The organism is Ensifer sp. NPDC090286 (genome assembly GCF_044769565.1).
Lineage (GTDB): Bacteria > Pseudomonadota > Alphaproteobacteria > Rhizobiales > Rhizobiaceae > Ensifer.
Genome location: NZ_JBIVYF010000007.1, coordinates 428658 through 442780 on the forward strand (window position 1 = coordinate 428658; position 14123 = coordinate 442780).

The 14123-nt window shown below is 63.9% G+C and carries 10 protein-coding genes; 5 read left to right on the forward strand and 5 right to left on the reverse strand.

The annotated features are described in order from the left end of the window. Positions 1–23: 23 nt before the first annotated feature. Positions 24–968 (forward strand): DUF1402 family protein, encoded by a 945-nt coding sequence (locus ACIQUG_RS30890; RefSeq protein ID WP_402326045.1) that lies wholly within the window; start codon positions 24–26, stop codon positions 966–968. 73 nt (positions 969–1041) lie between these two features. Then, positions 1042–2436 carry a cytochrome P450 gene (locus ACIQUG_RS30895; protein WP_402326047.1) on the forward strand — a complete coding sequence of 465 codons (1395 nt, stop codon included), beginning with the start codon at positions 1042–1044 and terminating at the stop codon, positions 2434–2436. Here the strand turns inward: ACIQUG_RS30895 and ACIQUG_RS30900 are convergent. Beyond that, positions 2390–3019: a hypothetical protein gene (locus ACIQUG_RS30900; RefSeq protein ID WP_402326048.1), complete on the reverse strand. Its 630-nt coding sequence runs from the start codon at positions 3017–3019 to the stop codon at positions 2390–2392. The genes ACIQUG_RS30895 and ACIQUG_RS30900 overlap by 47 nt on opposite strands. A 150-nt stretch (positions 3020–3169) precedes the next feature. Between ACIQUG_RS30900 and ACIQUG_RS30905 the strand changes: the two genes are divergently transcribed. Continuing rightward, positions 3170–5173, forward strand: a complete 2004-nt coding sequence (locus ACIQUG_RS30905) for a hydantoinase/oxoprolinase N-terminal domain-containing protein (RefSeq protein WP_402326049.1) — start codon at positions 3170–3172, stop codon at positions 5171–5173. Positions 5174–5378: 205 nt separating this feature from the next. Beyond that, positions 5379–7550 (forward strand): malate synthase G, encoded by a 2172-nt coding sequence (locus ACIQUG_RS30910; RefSeq protein WP_402326050.1) that lies wholly within the window; start codon positions 5379–5381, stop codon positions 7548–7550. Between the two features lie 143 nt (positions 7551–7693). Here ACIQUG_RS30910 and ACIQUG_RS30915 read toward each other — a convergent pair whose 3' ends face one another. Then, entirely contained in the window at positions 7694–8383 is a 690-nt protein-coding gene (locus ACIQUG_RS30915; protein ID WP_043616102.1) for a L,D-transpeptidase, read from the reverse strand. A 183-nt stretch (positions 8384–8566) separates the two neighbouring features. On the opposite strand from ACIQUG_RS30915, the gene ACIQUG_RS30920 reads away from it, so the two are divergent. Beyond that, entirely contained in the window at positions 8567–9091 is a 525-nt protein-coding gene (locus tag ACIQUG_RS30920; protein ID WP_402326052.1) for an MmcB family DNA repair protein, read from the forward strand. Positions 9092–9148: 57 nt separating this feature from the next. On the opposite strand, the gene ACIQUG_RS30925 is transcribed toward ACIQUG_RS30920, so the two are convergent. The 3 genes from ACIQUG_RS30925 to hrpB all read right to left on the reverse strand — a co-directional run bounded on the left by ACIQUG_RS30925 (position 9149) and on the right by hrpB (position 13617). Further along, positions 9149–9733 carry an ActR/PrrA/RegA family redox response regulator transcription factor gene (locus tag ACIQUG_RS30925; protein WP_034802128.1) on the reverse strand — a complete coding sequence of 195 codons (585 nt, stop codon included), beginning with the start codon at positions 9731–9733 and terminating at the stop codon, positions 9149–9151. 82 nt (positions 9734–9815) lie between these two features. Next, positions 9816–11123 carry an ActS/PrrB/RegB family redox-sensitive histidine kinase gene (locus tag ACIQUG_RS30930; RefSeq protein ID WP_402326053.1) on the reverse strand — a complete coding sequence of 436 codons (1308 nt, stop codon included), beginning with the start codon at positions 11121–11123 and terminating at the stop codon, positions 9816–9818. A 34-nt stretch (positions 11124–11157) separates the two neighbouring features. Then, positions 11158–13617: an ATP-dependent helicase HrpB gene (hrpB, locus tag ACIQUG_RS30935; protein WP_402326054.1), complete on the reverse strand. Its 2460-nt coding sequence runs from the start codon at positions 13615–13617 to the stop codon at positions 11158–11160. Between the last annotated feature and the right edge of the window lie 506 nt (positions 13618–14123).

A 14123-nucleotide genomic window follows, 5' to 3' on the forward strand; every position in this document is an offset into this window, starting at 1 on the left:
ACCAGTCACAGGAAGAAGAGATCGTGCGTTTCACCGCCTGCATGCTCGCTATCGCCACGTTTTGCCTGACCGCAAGCCAGTCATTCGCCGCGACCGACGTTCCGCCGGGCAACCGCAACGTCGAGCAACCGGCGATCCCCGGCGCATCCGTGCGCCGCACCAAGGCCGGCCGCACGTCCTTCGACGCCAAGTTCGACAAGGTCCGCGATCTCCTGGCGACCGACAAGCAGCTGATCAGCAAGATCAAGTCCGTGTCGCGCGCCTATGGCATCGCGCCGATCCACATGGTCGGCGCCATCGTCGGCGAGCACACCTACAATGTTGACGCCTACGACCGGCTGCAGTCCTATTACGTCAAGGCGGCGGCCTATGCCGGCAACAGCTTCCAGTTCGGTTATGATGGCGAGACGGTCGCCGAATTCGTGGCTCGCCCGCAATTTTCCGAATGCGGCGCCAAGAAGGGCGCCTATGCGCTGTGGAGCTGCCGCGAGCGGGTCTGGGACAACGACTTCCGTGGCAAGTCGGTGGGCGGCAAGTCCTACCCGAACAACCGGTTCAGCGCCGTTTTCTTCCAGCCGTTCTTCGCCGGCCAGACCTTTGGCCTCGGTCAGATCAACCCGCTGACCGCGCTGATGTTGACCGATATCGTCGCGAAGACCTCGGGCTACGAGCGCCTGGACGAGAACAATGCCGCGGGCGTCTATGAGGCGATCATGGATCCGGACGTGTCGCTCGCCTACATGGCGGCCTCGATCCGTCACTCGATTGACGCCTACAAGTCGATCGCCGGCGTCGATATCTCCACCAACCCAGGCGTCACCGCGACGCTCTACAATGTCGGCAATCCCGATGGCCGTGCGGCCGCACTCGCCGCCAAGATCCAGAGCGGTCAGGCGCAATGGCCGGAGGAGAACTATTACGGCTGGCTCGTCAACGACAAGCTGTCGGAGCTCGAAAGCCTGCTGTGATTCACGTGAAGCACTTTCCTTGATTGCGCCGTAAAAACCTGAAATCCTGGGGCAATCGAGAAAGGCAATCACCATGGACATGCGTCCGGAGCCGTTCGAACCACCGGCTCCCGTTCCCCGTGTCGGCATTCCTTCCTACCTGAAGATCCTCAGGACCGTGCTGCGCAATCCGCTCGAACTGTGGGGCGAGCCGTCCTATACGCTGCCCTGGATCGAGACGAAGTTCGTCACCCAGCGTACTCTGATCGTCAACGATCCCGGCCTCATCCGCCACATCCTCGTCGATAATGTCGCCAATTACGAAATGTCGAAGGTGCGGCGGCTCATCCTCAGGCCGATCCTGCGCGACGGACTGTTGACGGCGGAAGGCGAGGCCTGGAAGCGTTCGCGCAAGGCCATGGCGCCGGTGTTCACGCCGCGCCACGCCAAGGGTTTCGCCGGGCAGATGCTGCGCAGTTCGGAAGCGTTCGTCGAGCGCTATGCTGGAGCCAAGAAGGCACCCTTCACCACCAATGTCGCCAACGACATGACGGAGCTGACCTTCGATATCCTGGCCGAAACGCTGTTTTCCGGCGAGGTCGCCGTCGAGCGCGAAGGCTTCGTCCAGAGCGTCGAGGAACTGCTGCACCGCATGGGCCGTGTCGATCCGATGGACATTCTGCTGGCTCCCGAATGGGTACCGCGTCCGACCCGCATCGGCGGCAGGAAAGTGATGAACCGGTTTCGTTCGATCGTCTCGGAGACCATGGCGCTTCGCCGCCGCAAGATGGTGGAGGATCCGAAGGGCACGCCGCAGGATTTCCTGACGCTGCTTTTGGAGATCGAAGGCAGCCAGGGACTTTCGACCGCCGAGATCGAAGACAACATCCTCACCTTCATCGGTGCCGGGCACGAGACCACCGCCCGGGCACTTGCCTGGACGCTCTACTGCGTCGCCAATACGCCCTCCTATCGCGAGATCATGGAAGCCGAGATCGATGCGGCGATGGCCAGCGGCGCCGAACCGGTCGAATGGCTCGGCCTGATGCCGCATGTGCTTGCCGCTTTCGAGGAGGCAATGCGGCTCTATCCACCGGCGCCGTCGATCAACCGTGCGGCGATCGAGGAAGATGCGTGGACCTCGCCGTCAGGCGAGCGCGTGCGTATCCCCAAGGGTATCGCCGTGCTGATCATGCCCTGGACGCTGCATCGCCACGTTCTCTATTGGGAGAAGCCGCGCGCTTTCATGCCCGAGCGTTTCCTCCCGGAAAACCGCGAAAAGCTGCACCGCTACCAGTATCTGCCCTTCGGCGCCGGCCCGCGCGTCTGCATCGGCGCGACCTTCGCACTGCAGGAGGCGGTGATCGCGCTCGCGGTGATGATGCACCGCTACCGCTTTGATCCGACGGCGGAGACCAATCCCTGGCCGGTGCAGCGGCTCACTACTCAACCGCGGGGCGGGTTGCCGATGAGGGTTTCGGTTCGCTGAAGGTCTTGCCGGGGATCGGTGTCTGTACCGAACGCACCGGAGAATCCGCCGGCTTCGGCTGCTGCAGCATCTTCGACGGTTTCTTGATCGTCTTGATCTGGGCGCAGGTGGCGTCGCCGACATTGTCGCAGGGCTTGTAGACGACGATCTCGCTGCCGGCGCCGTCGTCCCAGACCGCCTGGATCGTCAGCGTCTGCGCCGTTTTGGCGGGTAGCGAGATATAGACATACTCGGCTGTCTCGTCGCCAGGCAGATTGAAAGGCAGCTGCGGATTGCACTTGGCCAGCGGGAAGCGTTGGTCGAGCGCGTCCGAATTGATCGAATAGCGGATTTCCGATAGCCGGCAATGCATCGTCTGCAATGCGGTGAAATAGATCAGTTGCCGGTCGTCATAGTCGCGAAACTGGATCCAGCCGGTCTGCTTGTTGGCATCGAGCATCGCCTTGTAAATTGCGACTTCGGGAAGCTGCGGCTTGTATTCTTCCTCGTCCGCGTTCTGAGCGTGCGCTGCGCCGGTCGCAAGGCCAAGGGAAATAGTTGAAAGCAGCCAAACAAGAGCGAGTGGACGGCGGCGTTGGTGCATGCGCTATGTCTCCGGCCTGCCTTTGTGTCGCTCGACAGATCATCGATGTCTGCGGCACGATGGTTTTCCCTTGAAATATGTCATATCACCGCATCGATCCCCATTGAACCCGGGGCCTCTGCGCCCCGCGCGAATTCCGGACTGCGCGAATTGACCTCCCATTTTCTTCTCGGCATCGACACCGGCGGCACCTACACCGACGCCGCCCTCTTCTCGGAGACGCAAGGGGTGGTCGCCAAGGCCAAGGCGCTGACGACCCGTCACGACCTCGCGGTCGGTATTTCCGGTGCGGTCGAAGCGGTGCTCGATCAGGCCAAGGTGCCGGTCTCGGCAATCAGCATGGTCTCGCTGTCGACGACGCTTGCCACCAATGCGCTGGTCGAAGGGCAGGGCGGTCGCGCCGGCCTCGTCATGATAGGTTTCGGCCCGGAGGATCTGAAGCGCGACGGTTTGCAGGAAGCGCTTGGCTCCGACCCGGTGATCTTCCTGCCGGGCGGGCACAATGTGCATGGCGGTGAGACGCCGCTGGACATGAGCGAGCTCGATGCCGTCCTGCCAACGCTTGCCGGTCAGGTCTCCTCCTTCGCTGTTGCCGGCTATTTCGCCGTGCGCAATCCGGATCATGAAAAGCGCGTGCGCGATCGCATTCGCGAGGTCTCGCACCTGCCGGTCACCTGCAGCCACGAACTGTCCTCGAAGCTCGGCGGGCCGCGCCGAGCCCTCACGACGCTGCTCAACGCCCGCCTCGTCTCGATGATCGACCGGCTGATTGGGTCCTGCGAAGGGTTTCTCAAGGCGCGCGGCATCGACGTGCCCATGATGGTGGTGCGCGGTGACGGTGCGCTGATTTCGGCCGAGGAGGCGCGACTGCGCCCGATCGAAACCATTCTTTCCGGCCCGGCGGCGAGCCTCGTCGGCGCAAGGCATCTGACCGGCCTCGACAATGCGGTGGTCTCCGATATCGGCGGGACCACGACCGACGTCGCGGTTCTCGACGGCGGCCGTCCGCGTCTAGACGCCGAAGGGGCCGTTGTCGGCGGCTTTCGCACCATGGTCGAGGCGGTGGCGATGCGGACCTACGGTCTCGGCGGCGATTCGGAAGTGCGCATCAACGATCGCGGCCTCAAGGCGAAGATCGACCTCGGCCCGCGCCGGCTGATGCCGCTCAGCCTTGCCGCAGCGCTCCACGGCGACGCGGTTATCTCCGTTCTTGAAAGACAGATGCGCGCCCAGCACACCGGGCGCAACAATGGACGCCTTGCCGTCCGCACCGGCCTGCCGGATCATCTCGCAAGCGGCCTGCAGCCACAGGAGCAGGCGCTCTACGAGCGCATCGAGAGCGTCCCCGTGTCGCTGGAAACGCTGCTGGTCTCGACGCCGCAGAAGGCGACGCTTGATCGCCTGGTGGCCCGCGGGCTTGTCCATATCTGCGGCCTCACGCCGTCCGACGCCATGCATGTGCTCGGCCGCCAGTCGCAATGGAACCTGGAAGCGGCGGAACTCGGCATCCAGCTCGCCGCCCGCACCCGCGACGGCTCCGGCCAGCCGATTGCCTCTTCTCCGGAGGCGATGGCGCAGATGATCGTCGACCGCCTGACGCGGCAATCCTCCGAAGTCATCCTGCAGGCCTGTCTCGGCGAGGATGGCGCCGGTGCGATCGATCCCGCCGTGTCTCAGGCCGTCGATCGTGCGCTGACCCGGACGCCGGGCATCGTGCGCTTTTCGCTCGGTCTTGACCGCCCACTCGTGGGCCTTGGTGCTTCGGCGCCGGTTTATTACCCGGCTATCGCCGATATGCTCGGAACCGAAGCCTCCATCCCCGAGGAGGCCGGCGTCGCCAATGCCGTGGGCGCCGTGGTCGGCCAGGTGAGCGCCACGGTCACCGTTTTCGTGACGATGCCGGAGGAGGGCATCTTCGTCGTCAACGGCGCCGGGGCCAGCGCACGTTTTCTCGATCAGGAAGAGGCGTTTGATGCCGCGCGTCGGCGAGCCGAGACGACGGCACTGGAAACAGCACGCACCAATGGTGCCGATGACCCCGCTTCGTTGCTGCGCGAGGAAATCGATGCGCCGGAGGTCGAGGGCAGCCGTAAGCTCGTCGAGGCCCGGTTCATTGCGTCCGCCAGCGGTCGTCCGCGCATCGCGCACGGCTGATCTTTTCCATTTCGGAAACAATTCTTCGCATCCTTGCAGAATTGACAGGGAATGAATTGATGAGAAACTGCGGCCGTTTCACGCGCGTATTGCGCATGGGCTGGTCCGCGACCCGCTTCAGGCGCAAGATCAACATGTTGGGGCGTTTTCATCGCATCCGTTCGGATCGGTGGCGCTCCTTACGTCTATTTCAAGGAGTTGGCAGATGGACCGCATTGAGACCTATGGATTGAAGATTGATGCGGACCTCCATCGCTTCCTGGTGGAAGAGGCGATGCCGGGAACCGGCGTCGAGGCCGAACATTTCTTCGAGCAGCTTTCCGCCCTCGTGCACGACCTGGCCCCGAAGAACCGGGCTCTGCTCGCCAAGCGCGACGACCTGCAGGCCAAGCTCGACGCCTGGTACAAGCAGAACGGCGCGCCGAGCGACATGGAGACCTATCAGGCCTTCCTGCGCGATATCGGCTATCTCCTGCCCGAGGGTGGCGCGTTCAGCGTTTCGACCGCCAATGTCGATCCGGAAATTGCGACCATCGCCGGCCCGCAGCTCGTCGTTCCCGTCATGAATGCGCGCTATGCGCTGAACGCCGCCAATGCGCGCTGGGGTTCGCTCTATGACGCGCTCTATGGCACGGATGCGATCTCGGACGCCGATGGCGCCGAGAAGGGCCGCGGCTACAATCCGAAGCGCGGCGCCAAGGTCATCGCCTGGGCGCGCGACTTCCTCGACGCCAGCGCGCCGCTGGCAAAGGGCAATTGGGCCGATGTCACGTCGCTCAAGGTCGCCGGCAATGCGCTGACGGTCGGCCTCAAGGACGGTTCGAGCACGACGCTTCGCAACCCTGCCCAGTTCGTGGGTCACAGTGGTTCGGAAGGCGGGCGCTTCGAGATCGTTCTCCGGCACAACAATCTGCATGCGATCGTCGTTCTCGACGCGTCCACGCCGATCGGCAAGGAAGATCCGGCCGGCATCGCCGACGTCATCCTCGAATCGGCGATCACCACGATCATGGACTGCGAAGATTCGGTCGCCGCCGTCGACGCCGAAGACAAGGTCGTCGTCTACCGCAACTGGCTGGGCCTGATGAAGGGCGACCTCGAAGAAGAAGTCGCCAAGGGCGGCAAGACCTTCACCCGCCGCCTCAATCCCGACCGCGTTTACACGGCCACCGCCGGTGGTACGCTGTCCCTTCCCGGCCGCTCGCTGATGCTGGTCCGCAACGTCGGCCACCTCATGACGAATCCGGCTATCCTTGACCGCGACGGCAACGAAGTGCCCGAAGGCATCATGGATGCCATGGTCACCGCGCTGATTGCCCTGCACGATGTCGGCAACGGGGGTCGCCGCATGAACTCCCGCGAGGGGTCCATGTATGTCGTCAAGCCGAAGATGCACGGCCCCGAGGAAGTCGCCTTCGCCAGCGAGATTTTCGGCCGTGTCGAAAAGGCGCTCGGCATGCCTGCCAATACCATGAAGATGGGCATCATGGACGAGGAGCGCCGCACCACGGTCAATCTCAAGGAATGCATCCGCGCTGCCCGCGAGCGCGTCGTCTTCATCAACACGGGTTTCCTCGATCGCACCGGCGACGAAATGCACACCTCGATGGAAGCGGGCCCGATGATCCGCAAGGGCGACATGAAGCAGGCGGCCTGGATCGGCGCCTACGAGAACTGGAACGTCGACATCGGGCTCGAATGCGGCCTGTCCGGTCACGCCCAGATCGGCAAGGGCATGTGGGCGATGCCCGACCTGATGGCAGCGATGCTGGAACAGAAGATCGCCCACCCGAAGGCCGGCGCCAACACCGCCTGGGTTCCGTCGCCGACCGCAGCGACGCTGCATGCCACGCACTACCATCGCGTCAACGTTGCCGACGTTCAGGCAAGCCTGAAGAGCCGCGCCCGCGCCAAGCTCTCCGATATCCTGTCGGTACCGGTCGCCGTCCGTCCGAACTGGACGCCGGAGGAAATCCAGCGCGAACTCGACAACAACGCGCAGGGCATCCTCGGCTACGTCGTTCGCTGGGTCGACCAGGGCGTCGGCTGCTCGAAGGTTCCCGACATCAACAATGTCGGCCTGATGGAAGACCGCGCGACGCTGCGCATTTCCGCCCAACACATGGCCAACTGGCTGCACCACGGCGTCGTCACCGAGGCCCAGGTCGTCGAGACGATGAAGCGCATGGCGGCCGTCGTCGACGGCCAGAATGCCGACGATCCGCTCTATGTCGCCATGGCCGGCAATTTCGACGGTTCGATCGCCTTCCAGGCCGCCGTCGAACTCGTCCTCAAGGGCCGCGAACAGCCGAACGGCTACACCGAGCCGGTCCTGCACCGTCGCCGGCTGGAGCTGAAGGCGCTGAGCGCCGCCTAAGCAACTTCTGGGAAGGCCGGTCGAATTTGGCTGGCCGGCCGCCCTTGCGTCGATAGACGCAGACACTGAAGACGCAGACACTGAAAAAGAAAAAGGCCGCCGAGATGATCGGCGGCCTTTCGATTTCAGTCGATCAGTCTTGTTTACTGCTGAACGACGACGCGGGCGCTCTTGCCGGGGCGAACGCGCGAATAGAGGTCGATGATGTCCTGGTTGATCAGGCGGATGCAGCCGGACGAAGCGGCAGTACCGATCGACGACCATTCCGGCGTGCCGTGCAGGCGGAACAGCGTGTCCTTGCCCTGGTCGTTGAAGAGGTAGAGCGCGCGAGCGCCGAGCGGGTTCTTCAGGCCGGGGCCCATGCCTTCTTCGACATACTTGGCGACTTCAGGCTTGCGCTCCGCCATTTCCTTCGGCGGGTGCCACATCGGCCATTCCTGCTTCCAGGCGATATAGGCTTCGCCTTCCCATGCAAAGCCGGCCTTGCCGACGCCGATGCCGTAACGAACGGCCTTGCCGCCGGGCAGCACGTAATAGAGGAAGCGATTCGGCGTGTTGACGACGATCGTTCCGGGGCGCTCGCTGGTCGCGTAATCGACGATCTGGCGATGGAAACGGGTATCGACCTTGCTGATCGGAATGGCCGGCAGCGCGTAACCATGATCCTCAACTGCGCCATAATCGCCGTTAAAGATCTGATTCGTAGCAACCTGTACCGCTGCGGGAGCGGGTTCGTTGGCGGCCGTTTCAGGCTTGGAAGATGTCGTCGAGCAGCCGGCAACGGCGAGTGTCGCCGCGAGGCTGCACAAGAGGAAGGCATTGCGGAAGCGCATGGGATTCTCTTAAAAAGAAGCGAAGTAAAAACTGGGTCGCCGCGACCAACAGTGACTACGGTTATTTTCGATTAGTTTGTGCTATGCAAGAGATTGCGCGGCCACATTTTGGCTGAAAAGTGCAAATTCCATGACCCTTGTTTTTTTGCAACAAAATGACCGGCCCAAAGGGACACCGGACGCATGACGATCCTCTCCATCCATGGCGATAACCCCTTGATCGACGGACGCCAGTCGAATCGCGCGATGATGGTGCGTCGCGGCGTGCAGCGGCTGTTCGCCGAACTGCGCCATTCCGTCCTGCCGGAACTGACCTTGGCGAGCGGGCGGCGCGCCGATCTGATCTCCTTGTCGGTCAAGGGCGAGATCTGGATCGTCGAGATCAAGACATCGATCGAGGACTTTCGCGTCGACCGCAAATGGCCGGACTATCGCCAGCATTGCGACCGGCTGTTCTTCGCGACCCATGCCGGCGTGCCGCTCGATATCTTCCCGGAGGACTGCGGGTTGCTGCTGTCTGACGGTTATGAAGGCCACATCGTTCGCGAGGCGCCCGAACACAAGCTGCCGCCGGCGACGCGCAAGTCGGTGCTGCAGCTTTTTGCCCGTACAGCGGCGCAACGGTTGATGCTCGCGGAATGGGCAGCCGAACGCAACGGCGAACTCGGTGATTCGATCGGCGACATCCTCTCCGGCGGTCGCGACTGAGCCTGGAAGGGAAACGACCGGAGCAGCGGTTTTGCGCCGGTCGCGGAAGCCGGTTGCTTACTTCGGCGCGCGCTTGGCGAGAATGCGCTGCAGCGTGCGGCGGTGCATGTTGAGCCGGCGTGCCGTTTCCGAGACATTGCGCTCGCACATCTCATAAACGCGCTGAATATGCTCCCAGCGGACGCGATCGGCCGACATCGGGTTTTCCGGCGGCTCGACACGCTCGCCCTGGCGCTGCACGAGTGCGGCAAAGATGTCGTCGGCATCGGCAGGCTTGGCGAGATAGTCGACCGCGCCGAGCTTCACTGCGTTGACCGCGGTGGCGATGTTGCCGTAGCCGGTCAGCATGATCATGCGCGTGTCGTCGCGCCGTCCGCGGATCGCCTCGATCACGTCGAGGCCGCTGCCATCGCCGAGCCTGAGGTCGATGACTGCATATTTCGGCGGGTTGCCCTTGGCCTTGGCAATGCCTTCCGCGACCGATTCGGCGATGTCGACCGAAAAGCCACGGGCTTCCATGGCGCGGGCCAACCGCCTGAGAAAGGGCGCGTCGTCATCGACGAGCAACAGGGTGCGGTCCGGCCCGATCAGTTCGGCGTCCTGTGCGGTGGTGCTGGGCGAAGCTGTCGATTTGTCGGTCATTCTCGCAATCCTTGAGCGAAAACAGAACGCTTTCGCCGAGATTATAGGTTTCTTCTGCTGTCGTTCAATAAACTGCGAAATGTCATTTCGCCAGTTTCGTATCCATCAGGGCGCGCGGCCATTCGACGCTGACCCGGGCGCCAGGCCTGTCCGGCCCGCCATTCTCGAAGCGCAGGCGCGCGCCTGAGCGTTCGAGCAGCGTCTTGGCGATGAAGAGCCCGAGCCCAAGGCCGCCGGCGCTGTCATCCTTCTGCCGGCGCGTCACATAGGGCTCGCCGATCCGCTGCAGGATATCAGGTGCAAAGCCGTCGCCGTCGTCGGCGATCGTGACGCGCACCCGATCCGTCGTGTGCTCGACCGTAACGGTCACCTGCTTCTTGGCGTAGTCGACCGCATTTTCGAGCAGGTTGCCGAGACCATAGAGAATGCCGGCGTTGCGGTTGCCGACCGGCTCGGTCGCACGGTCGCCCTTTTCGATGAGCTCGATGTGGATGCCGAACTCGCGGTGCGGCGCCATCACCTCCTCGATGAGCGACGAGAGCGGCAACAGCCGCATGTGCTCCTCGCTCTCGGAGGACAGCGTCGTCAGCCGCTTCAGGATATCGCGGCAGCGTTCGCTCTGGCTGCGCAACAGGTGCACATCCTCGCCGAAGCGCGGATCGTTGCCGAGTTCGCGTTCCATCTCCTTGGCAACCACGCTGATGGTCGCAAGCGGCGTACCGAGCTCATGGGCGGCGGCGGCCGCCAGCCCGTCGAGCTGCGACAGGTGTTTTTCCCGCTGCAGCACCAGTTCGGTCGCCGTCAGCGCCTCCGACAGTTCGCTCGCTTCCAGCGACACGCGGTATGTATAGAAGGCGGCAAAGGCGGTCATCGAGACGATCGCAAACCAGATGCCGGCGGTCAGCACCCGCGGCATCAGGAGAACCGTGCCCGGATACCAGGGCAGGGGGAAGGGCGAGAAAGCGAGCGCGGTGATTGCGATCACCGCAAAACCGGCGAGGATGATGCTGTGCGATTTCGGCTGCGACGCCGAGGAAATGATGACCGGGACGCAGAGCAGCGGCGCGAAGGGATTGGTGAGCCCGCCGGTGATGAACAGCAGCCCGGTGATCTGCGCGAGATCGAGGCCGAGAAGCGCGAAGGCTGCCGGCGGCTGCAGCCGGTGCGTCGGCGGATAGCGCAGTGTGACATAGGCGTTGACCAGCGCCAGGCTGGCGATCAGCACCAGGCAGGAAATCAAGGGCAGCGGAAACTGCAGCCAGAAGGCGGTGATGAGAACGGCGATCGACTGGCCGCCGACGGCCAGCCAGCGCAGCCTGACGAGCGTCTGCAGTCGCAGGCTGCGGTTGCTGGTCTGGTCGTTGTTGTGTTCGAGCGCAACAGTGGTCATTCGTGCCTGCATTCCAATTATCGATGCTTTCGTCTCATGTACCACGGGGCTTTGCCCGTGTCGTCGGCGCCGCGTTGGCCGGATCCTCAGGCCAGGGGTGCTTCGGATAGCGCCCGCGCATGTCGGCGCGCACGTCGCGCCAGGAGCCCGCCCAGAATCCGGGCAGGTCGCGCGTCATCTGGATCGGCCGATGGCCGGGCGAGATCAGCTCGAGCAGCAGCGGCAACCGCCCGTCGCCGATCGCCGGATGGGTCTTCAGGCCGAAGAGTTCCTGTACCCGGATCGACAGCAGCGGCTCGTCGCCGTCGTAGTGGATCGGGTGCCGCTGCCCGGTCGGCGCTTCGAAATGCGTCGGGGCGAGCTTGCCGAGTTCGCGTTGCCGCTCATGCGGGATGAGGGAGAGCAGACCATCGGAGAGATTCGATGGCTTGATGTCGGCAATCGCGGTCACGCCTTGCTGGAAAGGTACGAACCAATCGTCGAGACGGTCGAGCAGTGCTTGATCGGAAACATCCGGCCACGGGTCGCCGATCGAACGGTTGAGGAAGCCGATGCGGTCGCGCATCTGCATCGCCTCCTTGGAGAAGGGGAGAACGGCGAGCCCGAGTTGGCGCACGCCGTCGGCGAGCGCGCGCGCCGCCGATGAGCCGGTCGGTCGTGCGAGCGGTGCTTCCTCGAAGATGATGGCGCCGAGCCGCGTCACCCGCCGTGCCCGCACCTGTCGGCTGGCCTTGTCGAAAAAGCTCTGGTCTTCCCGCGCAATCGCCTCGGGCATATGCGCTTCGACCTCGGCGCGTGTCAGCTCGGCCGCCGCCAGCACGCGCTGGCCACCGGCCCGGCCGGTCAGGTCGGCGATGACAAGCATGGAAGCCGCTGCCAGCCGCTCCGTCTCCGGAATTTCCGCACCCCGCCCGTTTGCCATGACGAACCGTCCGCGGCCACCGCGCTGTAGCGCGATGCGGTCGGGGAAGGCGTGCATCAGCAGCGCACCCGGCTGGATCGGTTCGTGAGATTTCGGAGCCCCCTTCAACTCGGCTGCCATACGCCGCGCAAGATTGCGCGAGGCCTCGGCGCGGTCGCCACGCTCCTGCCGGAAGCGGCGCAGCCGATCCTCGAGATCGATGCTGTTGCCGCCGAGGCCCTGTTCGGTGAGCATGACCGCCAGCAGGCAGGCCGCTTCCGCCTGGCCCTCTTCGGCGGCAGCGACCGCCATGGCCGCAAGCCGCGGCGGCAGGGCGAGATCGCGGATCTTGCGGCCGGCTGGCGTCAGCGCGCCGGTCTCGTCCAGGGCGCCAAGGCTGTTCAGCAGTTTCTTGGCCTCGGCAAGCGTCGTTTCCGGAGGCGGATCGATGAAGGCAAGGGTGGTGGGATCGCTGACACCCCAATGGGCGCAGTCGAGCAGCAGGCCAGAGAGGTCGCTGGCCAGAATCTGCGGCGGCGTGAAGGCAGCGAGCGCCGCGGTCTGGCCGCTGTGCCAGAGGCGGATGGCAATGCCGGGTTCGGTTCGCCCGGCGCGGCCGGCGCGCTGGTCGGCGGACGCACGTGACACGCGCACCGTCTCCAGCCGGGTGATCCCGGTCGCGGCTTCAAAGACCGGAAGGCGCTGCAGGCCGCTGTCGATGACGATGCGCACGCCGTCGATGGTGATCGAGGTCTCGGCGATCGAGGTGGCAAGCACGATTTTCCGGGTGCCTGATGGGGCTGGCCGGATCGCGGCATCCTGCTCCTTCTGGGTCAGGTTGCCGTAGAGCGGCACGATCGCCGTATTGCTATCGAAGCGGTCCTGCAATCGCGTGGCGACGCGGGTGATTTCGGCCTGGCCGGGCAAAAAGGCGAGGATCGAGCCGTCTTCCGTGCGATGCGCTTCGGCAATGGCCCGCAGCATCGTATCCTCGACGCTGTCGCCGCTACGGTCCTGGTAGCGGACGTCGATCGGATAGCTGCGCCCCTGGCTCTCGATGACCGGCGCACCGCCGAGCAGGCCCGAGACCCGCTCGACATCGAGCGTTGCCGACATGACGATGATCTTCAGGTCGTCGCGCAGCGCCGCTTGCACGTCGAGCGCCAGCGCCAACCCGAAATCCGCGTCGAGCGAGCGCTCGTGGAATTCGTCGAAAAGCACGGCTGCGACGCCCTTGAGTTCCGGGTCGTCGAGGATCATGCGGGCAAACACGCCCTCGGTCACCACTTCTATGCGTGTCTTGCCCGAGATGCGGTTGTCGAGGCGCATGCGATAGCCGACGGTTTCGCCGACTTTCTCTCCCAGCAGTTCGGCCATGCGGCCTGCGGCGGCGCGCGCTGCCAGCCGACGTGGCTCGAGCAGAATGATCTTTCCGCCCTTTGCCCAGTCCTGATCGAGCAGGAAGAGCGGAACGAGCGTCGTCTTGCCGGCGCCGGGCGGGGCGGAAAGCACCACGGAGGGGCCTGCGGTGAGCCCATGCGCCAGTGCGGGCAGCACCTCGCGAACCGGAAGCGCAGGAAGCTGTATCGTCACGTCTGGTTCTCCGCCCCTATAGAGAGATGATGGCGCTCGGTGCGTCCGTCGGCTCGTGCATCAACATGTTGCCGGTCTGCCCCCCGCATCGATCGTCGTGTCGGGCAGGGCGGACAGTTCGCAAGTACGGCAATAGCCGGGCCAAGGGCAAGCATGGCGCATTCGTGTCTGCGCTTCGTATGGCGCTTCATTGCTGGGGGCATCTACATCTGACGGCCGAAAGGCCCTTGCTGTCTATATGTAGAAGAGGTCGCTCAGAGGGGCATTTTGACCACACGAAATGGCCGTCAGGTTTTTGACCGTCTGGTCAAAGATTCGCGCTGCAGATTCGCTGGTTTTCCGACGCATTAAATCGACCTAGTTTATCAACAGCTGGAATTATCGTTTATAATCAGTGATTTGTCGATTTTTGAAGTTTTTTTGAAGGTTGCTGTTGACGTGTTCGGGGATGGGGGTCTATAAGCCCGATCACTGACGAGGGCGGCGGCGCTGCTGGCGACGACGAC